This is a genomic window from Variovorax sp. UMC13 (assembly GCF_014170375.1).
GTDB lineage: Bacteria > Pseudomonadota > Gammaproteobacteria > Burkholderiales > Burkholderiaceae_C > Variovorax.
Genome location: NZ_LZZW01000037.1, coordinates 74617 through 89047 on the forward strand (window position 1 = coordinate 74617; position 14431 = coordinate 89047).

At 70.6% G+C, this 14431-nt stretch carries 15 protein-coding genes; 10 read left to right on the forward strand and 5 right to left on the reverse strand.

All coding sequences use genetic code 11. The annotated features are described in order from the left end of the window. Positions 1-13 precede the first annotated feature (13 nt). Together hpnE and A9977_RS31775 are read left to right on the forward strand one after the other, a co-directional pair. On the forward strand, positions 14-1276 hold the full coding sequence (gene hpnE, locus A9977_RS31770; RefSeq protein WP_183028807.1) for a hydroxysqualene dehydroxylase HpnE: 1263 nt from the start codon (positions 14-16) through the stop codon (positions 1274-1276). Next, entirely contained in the window at positions 1273-1641 is a 369-nt protein-coding gene (locus A9977_RS31775) for a hypothetical protein (RefSeq protein WP_183028808.1), read from the forward strand. Before hpnE ends, A9977_RS31775 begins: the two co-directional genes overlap by 4 nt. 10 nt (positions 1642-1651) lie before the next feature. On the opposite strand, the gene A9977_RS31780 is transcribed toward A9977_RS31775, so the two are convergent. Both A9977_RS31780 and A9977_RS31785 read right to left on the reverse strand, forming a co-directional pair. Further along, positions 1652-2110, reverse strand: a complete 459-nt coding sequence (locus tag A9977_RS31780; protein WP_183028809.1) for an SH3 domain-containing protein — start codon at positions 2108-2110, stop codon at positions 1652-1654. Positions 2111-2226: 116 nt separating this feature from the next. Further along, positions 2227-2973, reverse strand: a complete 747-nt coding sequence (locus A9977_RS31785) for an HAD family hydrolase (protein ID WP_183028810.1) — start codon at positions 2971-2973, stop codon at positions 2227-2229. Positions 2974-2988: 15 nt separating this feature from the next. Here A9977_RS31785 and hemH point away from each other — a divergent pair, with 15 nt between their 5' ends. After that, positions 2989-4026, forward strand: coding sequence for a ferrochelatase (gene hemH, locus A9977_RS31790; RefSeq protein ID WP_183028811.1), 1038 nt, complete (start codon positions 2989-2991; stop codon positions 4024-4026). Between the two features lie 3 nt (positions 4027-4029). On the opposite strand, the gene A9977_RS31795 is transcribed toward hemH, so the two are convergent. From A9977_RS31795 to A9977_RS31805, 3 genes are all read right to left on the reverse strand, one after another. After that, a complete protein-coding gene (locus A9977_RS31795; RefSeq protein WP_183028812.1) occupies positions 4030-4536 on the reverse strand; it encodes a DUF1993 family protein in 507 nt (168 codons plus the stop codon). A gap of 63 nt (positions 4537-4599) precedes the next feature. After that, positions 4600-5244: an NrsF family protein gene (locus A9977_RS31800; protein ID WP_183028813.1), complete on the reverse strand. Its 645-nt coding sequence runs from the start codon at positions 5242-5244 to the stop codon at positions 4600-4602. Continuing rightward, complete coding sequence (locus A9977_RS31805) at positions 5241-5819, reverse strand: sigma-70 family RNA polymerase sigma factor (RefSeq protein WP_183028814.1); 579 nt, start codon at positions 5817-5819, stop codon at positions 5241-5243. Before A9977_RS31805 ends, A9977_RS31800 begins: the two co-directional genes overlap by 4 nt. 154 nt (positions 5820-5973) lie before the next feature. Between A9977_RS31805 and A9977_RS31810 the strand changes: the two genes are divergently transcribed. The 7 genes from A9977_RS31810 (at position 5974) to A9977_RS31840 (ending at position 14374) form a co-directional block, all read left to right on the forward strand. Continuing rightward, positions 5974-7392 carry a GTP cyclohydrolase II gene (locus tag A9977_RS31810; protein WP_259652243.1) on the forward strand — a complete coding sequence of 473 codons (1419 nt, stop codon included), beginning with the start codon at positions 5974-5976 and terminating at the stop codon, positions 7390-7392. After that, a complete protein-coding gene (locus A9977_RS31815) occupies positions 7389-8807 on the forward strand; it encodes a URC4/urg3 family protein (protein WP_183028815.1) in 1419 nt (472 codons plus the stop codon). The genes A9977_RS31810 and A9977_RS31815 overlap by 4 nt, the downstream gene beginning before the upstream one ends. 68 nt (positions 8808-8875) lie before the next feature. Further along, complete coding sequence (upp, locus tag A9977_RS31820; protein WP_183028816.1) at positions 8876-9505, forward strand: uracil phosphoribosyltransferase; 630 nt, start codon at positions 8876-8878, stop codon at positions 9503-9505. Positions 9506-9725: 220 nt separating this feature from the next. Continuing rightward, positions 9726-10676, forward strand: a complete 951-nt coding sequence (locus tag A9977_RS31825) for a BMP family protein (RefSeq protein ID WP_183028826.1) — start codon at positions 9726-9728, stop codon at positions 10674-10676. A gap of 59 nt (positions 10677-10735) precedes the next feature. Then, positions 10736-11638 carry a 5'-methylthioadenosine/S-adenosylhomocysteine nucleosidase gene (locus tag A9977_RS31830; protein ID WP_183028827.1) on the forward strand — a complete coding sequence of 301 codons (903 nt, stop codon included), beginning with the start codon at positions 10736-10738 and terminating at the stop codon, positions 11636-11638. Between the two features lie 127 nt (positions 11639-11765). Beyond that, positions 11766-13316, forward strand: a complete 1551-nt coding sequence (locus A9977_RS31835) for an ABC transporter ATP-binding protein (RefSeq protein ID WP_183028817.1) — start codon at positions 11766-11768, stop codon at positions 13314-13316. Continuing rightward, positions 13313-14374, forward strand: coding sequence for an ABC transporter permease (locus tag A9977_RS31840; protein WP_183028818.1), 1062 nt, complete (start codon positions 13313-13315; stop codon positions 14372-14374). The genes A9977_RS31835 and A9977_RS31840 overlap by 4 nt, the downstream gene beginning before the upstream one ends. The last annotated feature ends 57 nt before the right edge of the window (positions 14375-14431 follow it).

Here is a 14431-nt window from a genome sequence, read left to right on the forward strand (position 1 = left end):
CGAAGCGCCCCGCATGAAGATCGCCGTCATCGGCGCCGGCTGGGCCGGCCTGGCCTGTGCCGTCGAGACCGCGCGCGCCGCCCACCGCGTGACCCTGTTCGAGGCCGCCCGCCAGCCGGGCGGCCGCGCGCGCCGCATCGACGCCAGCCACGGCGGCGCCGCGCTCGACAACGGCCAGCACATCCTGATCGGCGCCTACCGCGACACGCTGGCGCTGATGCGCGCGGTCGGCGTCGAGCCCGACACCGCGCTGCTGCGCCAGCCGCTGTCGCTGCGATTCGCCGATGGCGGCGGGCTGGCGCTGCCAAAGCTGCAGCCGCCGCTCGACCTGCTGGCCGGCATCGCCCTGGCCCGCGGCTGGACCTGGGCCGACAAAGGCAGCCTGCTGCGCACCGCGCTGCGCTGGCGGCGCGCCGGTTTCCGCTGCGCGCCCGAGGCCACGGTCGCCACGCTGTGCGCCGGGCTGACGCCGCGCGTGATGCAGGAGCTGATCGAGCCGCTGTGCGTCTCGGCCCTCAACACCGCAGTGGCGGACTCCAGCGGCACGGTCTTCCTGCGCGTGCTGCACGACGCACTGTTCGGCGCGCGCGGCGGCGCCGACCTGCTGCTGCCGCGCTGCGACCTGGGCGCGCTGTTCCCCGATGCCGCCCTGCGCTGGCTCGCGGTGCGCGGCGCCACGCTGCGGCTGGGCCGGCGCGTGGCTTCGCTCGCCCGCGTCGATGGCGGCTGGCGGGTCGAGGACGAACTGTTCGACCGCGTCGTGATCGCCGGTGCGCCCTGGGATGCGGCGCGCCTGCTGCGCGCGGCCGGCGTGGACGCCCCGGACTGGCTCGCCGCCACCGAGGCGCTGCGCTTCGAGGCCATCGCCACCCTCTATGCCGATGGCGCCTCGGCGCTGGCCGCGCCCATGATGGCGCTGCGCAGCGGCCCGGGCGCGCCCGCGCAGTTCGCCTTCGACCGCGGCCAGCTGGGCGGGCCGCACGGCCTGCTGGCGCTGGTGGTGAGCGCCAGCGACCAGCCGCGCGAGCTGCTGGCCGGGCAGGTGCTGGCCCAGGCCGCCGCGCAGCTCGGCCAGACCCGGCTGCGCATCGTGCAGACCGTGGTCGAGAAGCGCGCCACCTTCGCCTGCACGCCCGGCCTCGCGCGCCCGGCGATGCAGATCGCGCCCGGCCTCGCGGCCTGCGGCGACTACCTCGACGGACCCTACCCCGCCACGCTCGAAGGCGCGGTGCGCAGCGGGCTGGACGCGGCCCAATGGATCGGACCCTGCGGATGACCCTCGACTACCTCGATTTCGACTACAGCGAAGATGCCGACGGCAACGGCAGCTTCGACACGCTGGCCTCGGTGAACGCGGCGCAGCTGCCCCGGGTGCATGCGGAGATCGCCGCCGTGCTGCGCTGGGCCCATGCGGCCTTCGCCGAACGGCGCGGCGCGCCCGAGGACGGCGGCGAGTGGGACTACGACCTGCAGTCGCGGCGCGAATTCAGCATCGGCGAGACGCTGTCCTTCGACGCGCGCAGCGGCAGCCTGTCGGTCGAGGCCGGCACGCAGACGCCACCGCGCCACACGCTGAGCCTGTCGATCGGCGGCAGCGCGGACTTCTGCGAGGCTTTCCGCGCGGAATTCGAGATCGACTGAGGCCTCGGGCCTACCAGCCCCAGACCAGGCTCTGCGCCACCCAGCCCGTGGTGCCGCTGCTGTGGCGCACCTTGACCCAGCTGCCCTTGCGCTCGAGCGTGCGCAGCACCTCGCCATGGCTGGCCTTGCCCACGATGCGGCCGTTGGTGCCGGGCAGGCTGCGCAGGTTGGCGACGCGCGAGCGGACCACGTGGTGCGGCGTGCGATCGGTCAGCGAGCGCAGCACCCAGCCGCGGTCGTTCTCGAAGTCGCGCACCTGCAGCCAGTTGCCGCTGCGCTTGATCACCTGCAGCGGATAGCCGCGGCTCAGCGCCCACTGCACCTCGCTGCGCGTGTTCGGGCCCGAGCGCATGTTCACCTCGCCGCGCGCCACACTCACCATCTCTCGCGCGTGGGCCATGGACACCATGGACAGCCACAGCAGGACGATGGTCAGAAGAAATGCGGGCAGGCGGCGGGAATGCGTCATGCGGCAAGAACCTTTCAGGAAGAGAAGCCAACGAAAAAGCGGCCACGCGAACCGTGGCCAGCCCATCCGGGTCACTCACCGCCAAATAGTTCCGCAGCGAAAAAAACGCAGGCGGCTCAGTCGGCGCCGAGCACGCGGCACAGCGCCTGCAGGTCGGGCACCACGAGCTGCGGCCGCGCGCCATGCGTCCAGGGCTTCTGCTCTTCCTCGGGATGGCGCACCACCCAGGCCGCCTGCATGCCGACCGCGAGCGCGCCCACCACGTCGAGCGCGGCATCGTCGCCCACGTGCAGCACCTGGTGCGGCTGCACGCCCACCGAGGCCGCGGCCGCCTGGAAGATCGGCGCGTGCGGCTTGCCGCTGCCGAAGACGTGGGCGCTGAAGGCCGTGCGAAACCAGGCATCGACGCCGGTGCGCTTCAGGTCCGCATTGCCGTTGGAGATCGCCACCAGCGGATAGCGCTCGCTGAGCCACTGCAAGGCCGGCAGCGCGTCGTCGTAGAGCACCACACGCTGGCGCTCGTCGAAGAACACGTCGAAGGCCGCATCGGCCAGCGCCGGGTCTTCGCCCACGCGCGACAGCGCGGCGCGGATCGATTCGCGGCGCAGCGCGCTCAGGTCGTGCGCCAGGTCGGAGCGCTCGCGCTCGGTGGCCTCGCGCAGTTCGCGCAGCACGCCGGGCGTGAGCAGCAGCTCGGCGGTCTTGGGCGCCTCGCGCAGCAGCCAGCCGTGCAGCACCTCTTCGGCGCGCGCGATGGTGGGCCAGATCGGCCAGAGGGTGTCGTCGAGGTCCAGCGAGATCGCGGCGATGCGCGTCAAATCCAGGCCATTGTGTGCCGCAAGGGCCGGTGTCTCGAAAGTCATGGCCGAGAATATCGCATGCCTTCGATCGCCCCGCCTGTCACGCCCCTTCCCGCCACGCCACGCACCGCCGTGCTCTGGTGCAACCTGGGTTCGCCCGATGCCCCCACCGCCAAGGCCGTGCGGCCCTACCTCTCGGAATTCCTGGGCGACCCGCGGGTGGTCGAGATCCCGCGTGCGATCTGGTGGTTGATCCTCCACGGCATCATCCTGCGCGTGCGGCCGGCCAAGTCGGCCGCCAAGTACGCGAGCATCTGGCTGGCCGAAGGCTCGCCGCTCAAGGTCTGGACCGAGAAGCAGGCCAAGCTGCTGGCCGGCTGGCTGGGCGAGCGCGGCCACCGGCAGCTGTCGGTGCGCCATGCGATGCGCTACGCCAACCCGTCGATCGGCTCGCAGCTCGATGCGCTGATGGCCGAGGGCGCGACGCGCGTGCTGGTGCTGCAGGCCTACCCGCAGTACTCGGCCACCACCACGGCCAGCGTGATCGACGCGGTCAATGCCTGGACCTTGAAGCAGCGCCGGCTGCCCGAGCTGCGCTTCGTCAACGACTACCACGACGACCCGGCCTACATCGAGGCGCTGGCCCGCAGCGTCGAGGCCTACTGGAAGCAGAACGGCCGGCCCGACCAGCTGGTGATGAGCTTCCACGGCATTCCCGAGCGCAACATCCGGCTGGGCGACCCCTACCAGTCGCAGTGCCTGGCCACCGCACGCCTGCTGGCCGAGCGGCTGGGGCTCTCAGAGGCCCAGCACCGCGTGACCTTCCAGTCGCGCTTCGGCCGCGCCAAGTGGCTCGAGCCCTACACCGAGCCGACGCTGCGCGAACTGGGCGCCGCCGGCACGCAGCGGGTCGACGTGCTGTGCCCGGGCTTCCCGGCCGACTGCCTCGAGACGCTGGAAGAGATCGCGATGGAAGGCCGCGAGGCCTTCCTGCACACCGGTGGCAAGGAATTCCACTACATCCCCTGCCTCAACGACAGCCCGCTGTGGATCGATGCGCTCACCGGCATCGCCGAGCGGCATCTCGCGGGCTGGCCGACGAAGCCCGCGGGCTGAAGCTCAGAACTTGCCGAGGTAGTCCATCTTGCCGATGGGCACGCCGCTGTGACGCAGCACGTCGTAGGCGGTGGTCACGTGGAAGAAGAAGTTGGGCAGCGCGAACTGCAGCAGGTAGCGCTGCGCGGTGAACTGCACCTCGTTGCCGCGGCTCTTCATCACCACCACGCGGTCCTCGAAGCCGTCGACCTGCGCCCGCTCGATCGTGTTCAGGTAGTCGATGGTCTTCGCGACCCGGGCCTGCAGCTCGGCGTAGGTGGTTTCGGTGTCGGGGAAGCTCGGCGCCGTGACGCCCGCGAGGCGCGCACTGCCCAGCTTCGAGGCATCGCTCGCGCCCTGCACCTGGCCGGCCAACGTGTACATGTCGGGTGCGAGCCGGGCATTGACCAGGGTCGCGGTGTCGATGCCGGTGGCCGTGGCGTGGGCCAGGCCCTTGTCGAGCAGGTGGCTCAGCTGGTGCAGGCCGCGGAGGAACACGGGGATGGAAAGGTCGTACAACGAAAGCGCCATGGGGGTCTCCTGGGGTTCAGCGCGCGATTGTCGTGCGCCTGCCCGATCTCTGCTGGCGGCGCCTCACCAGCGCAGCAGGCGCGGGCCCAGCACGGCGCCGATCAGGGCCGTTGCCGCGATGCCGCTGACGTACCAGACCGCCAGGAACGGCGCCGCCAGTTCCATGCAGTGCATTGCATAGACCGCGGCGCCCACGCCGCCCGCCAGCGCGCCGGCCGCGGCGCCCGCGATCGCGGGCCGGGTCGGCGCCAGGCTGCGCAGCGCCACCATGGCCGCGACGAACACGGGTGCGGCCATCAGCAGGATGCTGGCCGCGCAGATCCGCCACGAGATGCCCCAGAGCATGGTCGCGCGCTCGGGTTCGGCGGCGGGCATCCACACGGCCGCCGCCAGCGCCCAGATCAAGGCCACGGGCACGCACAGCAGCAGCGGCCACGCGCGCCCGATGCGCACGCCCGGCCGCGCCAGCCGCTGCAGGATCACGCCCGCGGCCAGCGCGATGCACAGCGGGAACAGCAGCTTGAGCCAGAACATCGGCAGCTGCACCGCATCGGCCCAGTCGCGGCGCACGCCGTAGCCCACCAGCAGCAGGGCCAGCGACAGCGGCACCGCCAGGCCCAGCGCCAGCGCGAGCCGGCGCGCCGCGGCCTGGCGGGGCACGGGCGCGGCGTCGGCCGCCAGCATCGCAATCAGTGCATCGGTCTTCATCGGGCGTCCTTGATCTTCTGCATCAGCGCCTTGAGCCCGCGGTGGATGCCGACCTTGACCGCCGACTCCGACATCCCGGTCTTCTCGGCCGCCTCGGCGATCGACAGGCCTTCGAGCTTGACGTGGACGATCGGCAGCCGGTGGCGGTCGGGCAGGGTGTCGAGCAGGCCCGAAAGGTCGCGCCGCGCGTCGCTGGCCTCGGTGGCGGAATCGGCGAACACCTCGAGGTCGTCGTCCAGCGGGATGTGCAGCGCCTCGCGGCTGCCCTTGGCGCGCAGCAGGTCGATCATCTTGTAGCGCGCGATCGCGTGCACCCAGGCCGTCAGCGGCTGGTCGCTCTGGTAGGTGTGGCGCTGGTTGTGCATGGCGATCAGGCATTCCTGGACGAGGTCTTCCACTTCATCGGGCCAGCCGAACAGCCGCCGGCCCAGGAAGCCGCGCAGGTGCGCGCCCAGCTGGACCAGGAAGGCGCGATAGGCCACGGCGTCGCCCGCCTGGCCGCGCACGAACAGGTCGTGCAGCGCCGCTTCGGCGTCGTGCAGATGCTGCGGGCTCCCGGATGTTGTTCGTTTCATTCGCTCTGCGGGTTACAGCGGGAGGCGGGGCCGGTGAAAAAAGACGGGTCGATTGTGCCGTGGACCGGTCGCGGCGCCCGCCTACGGCCGATGGCGTGCCTGCGCTTGCCAGCCACGGGGTCCCTCGGTACATTGCATTTTTTGAGGGCCTGCAATGTCTGTCGACACCGTTCCGAGTTCTCCCCTTCCCACCTCCGGCACGCCTGCCGCGTCCTTCCTCTCCCCGCCGTCCGCCACGCCGCCGATCAACGAGGTGCCGCCCGGCGAGCCCGACGCGCTGGCCCCGGTCTCGCTGTCCCCGATCTACGCCGCCGCGGCCACCGCCGTGAACGCGGCCGGCCCGCGCCACATCCGGCTGACCTCGCACGCCAGCGGCTTCGGCGCCCTGCCGATCCACTGGGGCGCGGCCACCGCCGCCGAGCGCGGCCCGATCGTGGGCACCACCACCTCGCGCGCGCACCGCAACGTGATCGGCACCCACAGCGGCTCCTACAGCGTGTACCGCGCGCTGGCCGTGGCCGCGGGGGCGCTCAAGCGCGAGCACAAGGCCGACCTGACCAACACCTCGCCCACCGACGTGATCGGGCCGTACCCGCAATGGAGCGAGCCCGGGCGCATCGTCTCGCTCGATCCCTGGGGCGCGATCGTGGCCGACGTCTTCGCGGCCGAGCTCGCGGCCGGCTACGACATCCGCCCGACCCTGGCCGTGACCAAGGCCCACGTGATCCTGCCCGAGGTGATCGAGGCGCTGCAGACCGGCCGGCTCCAGGCCGACGGCAAGTTCCTCACCGCGGGCGGCGCGGCCATGGTGACCAAGGTGGCGGTCGAGCCGGCCTGGTACCTGCCCGAGGTGGCCAAGCGCTTCGGCTGCTCCGAGACCGACCTGCGCCGCACGCTGTTCGAGGAGACCGGCGGCATGTACCCCGAGCTGGTCACGCGCTCCGACCTCGAGGTCTTCCTGCCGCCCATCGGCGGGCAGACGCTCTACATCTTCGGCAACCCGCGCGACCTGGCCAACCCCGAGGTCGAGCTCACCGCGCGCATCCACGACGAATGCAACGGTTCCGACGTGTTCGGCTCCGACATCTGCACCTGCCGGCCCTACCTCACGCATGCGATCGAGGAATGCATCCGCGGCGCGCAGCGCGGCGGCGTCGGGCTGATCGCCTATTCGCGCAAGGAAGGCCGGGCGCTGGGCGAGGTCACCAAGTTCCTGGTCTACAACGCGCGCAAGCGCCAGGTCGGCGGCGACACGGCCGACCAGTACTTCGCCCGCACCGAATGCGTGGCCGGCGTGCAGGACATGCGCTTCCAGGAGCTCATGCCCGACGTCTTCCACTGGCTGGGCATCACCAAGATCCACCGGCTGGTCTCGATGAGCAACATGAAGTTCGACGCCATCACCGGCTCGGGCATCGAGATCGGCGAGCGGGTCAACATCCCCGACGAACTGATCCCGGCCGATGCGCAAGTCGAGATGGACGCCAAGAAGGCGGCCGGCTATTTCACGCCGGGCCATGTGCCCGACGCCGACGAACTCAAGCAGGCCAAGGGCCGAGGACTGACCGAATGAGCAAGGACAATTACGGGCTGGACCCTGAACACGCGACCGCCAACCACGCGGTGCGCCACGCCGACGCGCAAGGCCGCGTCGACCCGGTGCAGGAGCTGACGCCCGATTTCAACCAGCCCGCCGCGGCCGCCACCTGGCTGCGCACCACGACGGCGGTGCGCGAACGCGCGGCGCAGCTGCTGGCGCGTGCGCGCAGCGGCGAATCGGCTTGGTTCACGATCGGCGACGCGGCTGCGCTCGACGGCGCCGCGCAGACGGTGGCCGACGTGACGCGCGAACGCTACCCCTCGGGCCGCATCCCCTTCCACAGCCGCTGGCGCCATTTCGAGGCCGGCGGCGTCGATCGGCTGGCCGAACTCGACCGGCTGCTGGGCGACAAGGTGACGCCGCGCGAACGCGCCCGCGTGCAGATCGACCTGGTGCTGGTGAGCGTGCTGCTCGACGCCGGTGCCGGCCCCGACTGGCACTATGTCGAATCGGCCAGCGGCCAGCGCTTCACGCGCTCCGAGGGCCTGGGCGTGGCCAGCTTCCATGCCTTCACCAGCGGCCTGTTCTCCTCCGACCCCGCGCGCCCGCTGCAGGCCGATGCCGCGGGCCTGCGGGCGCTGGTGACCGACCGGCTGGCCCAGGCTTTCCAGCTGAGCGACGTCAACCCGCTGGTGGGCATCGCCGGCCGCGCGATGCTGCTGCGGCGCCTGGGCGAGGCACTGGCCGAGCAGCCCGAGGTCTTCGGCCAGGAGGGCCGGCCGGGCCGGCTGTTCGATGCGCTGGTCGGGCCCTACGGCCCGGCGATTCCGCCGACCGCCGAGGTCCAGGCGCACGAACTGCTGTCGCTGCTGCTGAGTTCGCTGTCGCGCATCTGGCCGGCCGCCAACGCGGTCGACAGCCTGGCGCTCGACGGCAGCGACGCGCCCGGCGGCATCCCCATGGGCTCGGGCGACCCGGCTTTCGCGCTGGGCGACTGCTGGCGCCACGGCGCGGTGCACGGCCCGGGCCTGACCAACGGCTGGATGCCCTTCCACAAGCTCTCGCAATGGCTCACCTACTCGCTGCTGGAACCCATCGAGGGCGCGGGCGTGAAGGTGCGCGGGCTCGATGCGCTCACCGGCCTGCCCGAATACCGCAACGGCGGCCTGCTGATCGACAGCGGCGTGATCGTGCCGCGCGACGCGGCCTCGCTTGAACGCAGCTGGAAGGTGAGCGACGAATTCATCGTCGAATGGCGCGCGCTGACGGTCGCGCTGCTGGACGAACTGGCGCCGCGCGTGCGCACCCTGCTGGGCCGCAGCGCCGAGGAATTGCCGCTGGCCTGCGTGCTCGAGGGCGGCACCTGGGCCGCGGGGCGCGTGCTGGCACAGCGCTTGCGTGACGGTGCACCACCCCTGCGGATCGAAAGCGACGGCACCGTCTTTTAAACTCTCCCCCCTCCGTTTAGAAAAAAACACGGCAACGCCGCCATGCCTTTCCTCAGAATCTCCGCCCTATGAGCAACGTCCACGTCCTCGACCACCCCCTCGTCCAGCACAAGCTCACGCTGATGCGCCGCAAGGATGCGTCCACCAACAGCTTCCGCCGCCTCCTCAACGAACTCAGCATGCTCATGGCCTACGAGGTCACGCGCGACATGCCGATGCAGGACATCGAGGTCGAGACCCCGCTCGAGACCATGACGTCCAAGGTGATCGACGGCAAGAAGCTGGTGCTGGTCTCGATCCTGCGCGCCGGCAACGGCATCCTCGAAGGCATGCTGAGCGTGGTGCCGGGCGCGCGCGTCGGCCACATCGGCCTGTACCGCGACCCCAAGACGCTGACCGCGGTCGAGTACTACTTCAAGATGCCCAGCGAGATGGAGAACCGCGACATCATCGTGGTCGACCCGATGCTGGCCACCGGCAACTCGGCCATCGCCGCGGTCGAGCGGCTCAAGGAGATGAACCCGAAGTCCATCAAGTTCGTCTGCCTGCTGACCTGCCCCGAGGGCGTGAAGAACATGCAGACGGCCCACCCCGACGTGCCGATCTACACCGCCGCCATCGACCGCGAACTGGACAGCCATGGCTACATCCTGCCGGGGCTGGGCGATGCGGGCGACCGGATCTTCGGCACCAAGTAAGGACGCCCCCCGAAGGGCTTGCGCACTGCGTGTCGCGGCGCCCCTCCCCCCACTGGGGGGCAACACCAGAGGCCCGGCAAAGCCGGTTCCTCGGTGTTCTCGAACAGACAGGGCATGCCGCGTTTCGCCTGCCCGGATAACAGCATTCAACAACCCGAGGAGAAGCTCCGTGACAGCTCGTCGTCAATTGATCATTCGTTCGGTGGCGCTGGCCGCCGCCATGGCGGCGGGTGCGCCGGGGCTGGCCTTGGCGCAGGCCAAGCTCAAGGTGGCGGGGGTCTACACCTCGCCCTTCGAGCAGCAGTGGGTCAGCCGGCTGCACAAGGCGCTCAAGGCGGCCGAGGCGCGCGGCGAGATCGAGTACAAGGCGACCGAGAACGTCACCAACGCCGACTTCGAGCGCGTGATGCGCGAGTACGCGACCGGCGGCAACCAGCTGATCATCGGCGACGTGTTCGGCGTGGAAGCGGCGGCGCGCAAGGTGGCCAAGGACTTCCCCAAGACCTCCTTCCTGCTCGGCTCCTCGGGCAAGCCGCAGGCGCCCAACCTCAGCGTGTTCGACAACTACATCCAGGAACCGGCCTACCTGAGCGGCATGGTCGCGGGCAGCATGAGCAAGTCGAACAAGATCGGCATGGTCGGCGGCTTCCCGATCCCCGAGGTCAACCGGCTCATGAACGCCTTCATGGCCGGCGCCAAGGAAACCAACCCCAAGGTCGAGTTCACGGTGAGCTTCATCAACAGCTGGTTCGACCCGCCGAAGGCCAAGGAAGCCGCCTTCGCGATGATCGACAAGGGCGCCGACGTGCTCTACGCCGAGCGCTTCGGCGTGAGCGATGCGGCGCGTGAAAAAGGCAAGCTCGCGATCGGCAACGTGATCAACACCCAGGCCCAGTACCCCGACACCGTGGTCTCGTCGGCGCTGTGGAACTTCGAGCCCTCGGCCGACCGCGCGATCAAGCTGGTGAAGGAAGGCAAGTTCACGGCCGAGGACTACGGCCAATATTCGATGATGAAGCACAAGGGCTCCGAGCTCGCGCCGCTGGGCACCTTCGAGAAGAAGGTGCCGGCCGATACCGTCGCCAAGGTCAAGGCCAAGGAAGCCGACATCGTGGCGGGCAAGTTCACCGTCAAGGTCGACGACGCGCAGCCCAAATCGACGGCGAAGTGAAGACGGCCGCGATCACGCGCTGGCGCTCGGCGCTGTCGGCCGTCGTGCTGGCGGCCGGCATGGCCACGCTCACGGGCTGCATCGGCATCTACAAGAGCGTGGGCGCGGTCGAGGACACCCGCCTCGACGACACGCCGCGCATCGCGGTGATCTCGGCCTTCCAGCCCGAACTTACGCTGTTGCTGACAAGGCTGCAGAAGCCGGTCACGCACAGCGTGCACGGCGTGGACTTCACCACCGGCACGCTCGAAGGCAAGCCGGTGGTGCTGTTCCTGTCGGGCATCAGCATGACCAACGCGACCATGAACACGCAGCGCGTGCTGGACCGCTTTCGCGTCACCCACGTCGTCTTCAGCGGCATCGCGGGCGGCGTGAACCCCGCGCTGCACGTGGGCGACGTGACCGTGCCGGCGCAATGGGGCCAGTACCTCGAGGTGCTGATGGCGCGCGAGACCGCACCGGACCGGTTCAGCGCACCGCCCTTCATCACCGACGCGACGATGTTCCCGAACTTCGGCATGGTGCATCCACGCTCCGTCGAGGTGCGCACCGAGGCCAAGCCGCAGATCGAACGCAAGTTCTGGTTCGAGGCCGATCCGAAGATGCTCGCGGTCGCGCGCAGCATCCGCAACGTCGATCTCGCGAACTGCAGCGCGGGCAGGTGCCTGCCGCGCAAGCCGAAGCTCGTGGTGGGCGGCAACGGCGTCTCGGGCCAGGCCTTCATGGACAACAAGGCGTACCGCGAATACACCTTCAGGACCTTCCAGGCCAACGTGATCGACATGGAGACCGCGGCCGTGGGCATGGTCGCCTACAGCAACGGCGTGCCTTACATCGCCTTCCGCTCGCTCAGCGACCTCGCGGGCGGCGGCGACGGCGAGAACGAGATGGGGACCTTCATGGGCATCGCGGCCGACAATTCGGCCAAGGTGATGCTGGCCTTCCTCGCGGCCTGGAAGTGATCCCGCCTTCACTCCCTCCCCCGCCGGGGGAGGGCCGGGGTGGGGGCAGGCGCCACCGCAGGACGATGACATGGGCCGCGAGCCCCCATCCCCACCTTCCCCCAAAGGGGGAAGGAGCAAGACATTCATGACTCAAATCGTTCTACGCCTTCAGGGCATCACCAAGCGCTTCGGTGCGTTGGTGGCCAACGACGCGATCTCCCTTGAGCTGCAGGCCGGCGAAGTGCTGGCGCTGCTGGGGGAGAACGGCGCCGGCAAGTCGACGCTGATGTCGATCCTGTTCGGCCACTACACCGCCGACGAGGGCCGCATCGAGGCCTTCGGCCAGGCGCTGCCGCCCGGCAACCCCAAGGCCGCGCTGGCCGCGGGCATCGGCATGGTGCACCAGCACTTCACGCTGGCCGACAACCTCAGCGTGCTCGACAACGTGCTCATGGGCACCGAGCCGCTGTGGCAACCCTTCTCGCGGCGCAGCGCGGCGCGCGCGCGCTTGCTCGAGGTCTCGCAGCGCTTCGGCCTGCCGGTGCAGCCCGAGGCGAAGATCGGCGACCTGTCGGTCGGCGAGCGCCAGCGCGTCGAGATCCTCAAGGCGCTGTACCGCGGCGCGCGCATCCTGATCCTCGACGAGCCGACCGCGGTGCTCACGCCGCAGGAGAGCGAGGCACTGTTCGACACGCTGGCCCAGATGGTGGCCCAGGGCCTGTCGATCATCTTCATCAGCCACAAGCTGGGCGAGGTGCTGCGCGTGTCGCAGCGCGTGGCGGTGCTGCGCGGCGGCAAGCTGGTGGCGCAGGCGCGCGCGGCCGACACCACGCAGGCCGAGCTCGCGCTCTGGATGGTCGGCCATGCGGTCGAGAAGACCGCGCGCCGGCCGGCCCGCAGCGTGGGCGACGCGGTCTGCGTGCTCGACCATGTGCGCACCACCGGCAGCGGCCATGACCGGCTCGACGGCGTGACGCTCACGCTCCGGGCCGGCGAGATCGTCGCCATCGCGGGCGTGTCGGGCAACGGCCAGGTGGCGCTGGCCGAGTTGCTGAGCGGCACCCGCCGCGCGGTGGCCGGCTCGGTGCAATTGATGGGCCGCGCGCTGCCGCCCTCGCCCGCCCGGCTGGTGCCGCGCGGCGTCGCGCGCATCCCCGAAGACCGGCACGCCGTGGGCGTGATCGGCGACCTGCCGGTGTGGGAGAACGCGGTGTCCGAACGGCTGCGCAGCCCGGCCTTCTCGCGCTGGACGCCGCTGGGCCTGCGCTGGGTCAAACGCGCCGCCGCACGCGCCTATGCGGCGCGGGTCGAGAAGGCCTACGACGTGCGCGGCGCGGGGCTCTCCTCGCCCGCGCGTTCGCTCTCGGGCGGCAACATGCAGAAGCTGATCCTGGGCCGCGCGCTGATGGCGCCCGAGTCCGCCAACGGCCAGCGCAAGCCGCCGCGGCTGATCGTCGCGCACCAGCCCACCTGGGGCCTGGACATCGGTGCGGTCGCGTACGTGCAGCAGCAGTTGATCGCCGCGCGCGATGCCGGCGCCGCGGTGCTGGTGATCTCCGACGACCTCGACGAGGTGCTGGCATTGGGCGACCGCGTCGCCGTGATGCACGGCGGCCACCTGGGCGAACCGCGGCCCGCAACCGCCTGGACGCGCGAAGCCATCGGCCTCGCGATGGCAGGCATGGAACATTCATGAGACTCGAACGCCGTCACCGGACTTCCCCCCTGGCCCTCGTGCTCGCGCCCATCGGCGCGGTCGCCTTCACGCTCGTCGTCAGCGCCCTGCTGGTGCTCTGGGCCGGCGCGCCCGTGGGCCGCACCTATGCGCTGCTGCTGCAGGGCGGCTTCGGCTCGGTTTTCGCCTGGAGCGAGACCCTGACCCGCGCCATCCCGCTGATCCTCACCGGGCTCGCGGCCACCGTGGCCTTCAAGGCGCGGCTGTTCAACATCGGCGCCGAGGGCCAGCTCTACGCCGGCGCGCTGGCCGCGATCGCGGTCGGCGGCATGCACGGCGGCACCGGCTTCGCGCTCTCGCCCTGGCTGCTGTTCCCGCTGATGATGCTGGCCGCGGCCGTGGCCGGCGCGCTGCTGCTGCTGGGCCCGGCCCTGATGAAGAACCGGCTGGGCGTGGACGAGGTCGTGACCACGCTGCTGATCAACTTCATCGTGCTGCTCGCGGTCTCGGCCATGCTCGACGGCCCGATGAAGGACCCGACCGCCATGGGCTGGCCGCAGAGCGTGGCACTGCAGGGCGATCTCGAACTCGGCAAGCTGATCCCGCAGACCCGCGTGCACACCGGGCTGGTCTGGGCCGTGTCGCTGGCGGTGATGGTCTGGGCAATCTTCAAGTACACGGTGCTGGGCTTCGACATCCGCGCGGTCGGCGCCAACGCGCGCGGCGCGGCCTTCGCGGGCGTGCCGGTGACGCGCACCGTGGTCATGGTCGCGCTGCTGTCGGGCGCGCTGGCCGGGCTGGCGGGCGCGATCGAGGTCGCGGGCCGTACCAGCTACGTGACGCTCGACATGTCGCCGGGCTACGGCTACACCGGCATCGTGATCGCGATGCTCGCCGGCCTGCATCCGCTGGGCGTGATCGCCGCGGGCGTGTTCGTGGCCGGCGTGCTGGTCGGCGCCGACAGCATGAGCCGCGCGGTCGGTGTGCCGACCTACATCGCCGACGTGATCGTCGCGGCCTCGCTGATCGCGGTGCTGGTGGCGACGCTGCTGACGCAGTACCGGGTGCGGCGCAAATGACCTTGCCCTGCCTTCTTGTGTTGCTCCTTCCCCCTCCGGGGGAAGGCTGGGATGGGG

Excerpts from the sequence above, each read along its gene's own strand:
- hpnE (WP_183028807.1), top strand. The coding sequence starts at position 14 with ATGAAGATCGCCGTCATCGGCGCCGGCTGGGCCGGCCTGGCCTGTGCC.
- A9977_RS31785 (WP_183028810.1), bottom strand. The coding sequence starts at position 2,973 with ATGACTTTCGAGACACCGGCCCTTGCGGCACACAATGGCCTGGATTTG.
- A9977_RS31780 (WP_183028809.1), bottom strand. The coding sequence starts at position 2,110 with ATGACGCATTCCCGCCGCCTGCCCGCATTTCTTCTGACCATCGTCCTG.
- hemH (WP_183028811.1), top strand. The coding sequence starts at position 2,989 with ATGCCTTCGATCGCCCCGCCTGTCACGCCCCTTCCCGCCACGCCACGC.
- upp (WP_183028816.1), top strand. The coding sequence starts at position 8,876 with ATGAGCAACGTCCACGTCCTCGACCACCCCCTCGTCCAGCACAAGCTC.
- A9977_RS31825 (WP_183028826.1), top strand. The coding sequence starts at position 9,726 with ATGGCGGCGGGTGCGCCGGGGCTGGCCTTGGCGCAGGCCAAGCTCAAG.
- A9977_RS31815 (WP_183028815.1), top strand. The coding sequence starts at position 7,389 with ATGAGCAAGGACAATTACGGGCTGGACCCTGAACACGCGACCGCCAAC.
- A9977_RS31810 (WP_259652243.1), top strand. The coding sequence starts at position 5,974 with ATGTCTGTCGACACCGTTCCGAGTTCTCCCCTTCCCACCTCCGGCACG.
- A9977_RS31835 (WP_183028817.1), top strand. The coding sequence starts at position 11,766 with ATGACTCAAATCGTTCTACGCCTTCAGGGCATCACCAAGCGCTTCGGT.
- A9977_RS31775 (WP_183028808.1), top strand. The coding sequence starts at position 1,273 with ATGACCCTCGACTACCTCGATTTCGACTACAGCGAAGATGCCGACGGC.
- A9977_RS31840 (WP_183028818.1), top strand. The coding sequence starts at position 13,313 with ATGAGACTCGAACGCCGTCACCGGACTTCCCCCCTGGCCCTCGTGCTC.
- A9977_RS31830 (WP_183028827.1), top strand. The coding sequence starts at position 10,736 with ATGGCCACGCTCACGGGCTGCATCGGCATCTACAAGAGCGTGGGCGCG.
- A9977_RS31800 (WP_183028813.1), bottom strand. The coding sequence starts at position 5,244 with ATGAAGACCGATGCACTGATTGCGATGCTGGCGGCCGACGCCGCGCCC.
- A9977_RS31795 (WP_183028812.1), bottom strand. The coding sequence starts at position 4,536 with ATGGCGCTTTCGTTGTACGACCTTTCCATCCCCGTGTTCCTCCGCGGC.
- A9977_RS31805 (WP_183028814.1), bottom strand. The coding sequence starts at position 5,819 with ATGAAACGAACAACATCCGGGAGCCCGCAGCATCTGCACGACGCCGAA.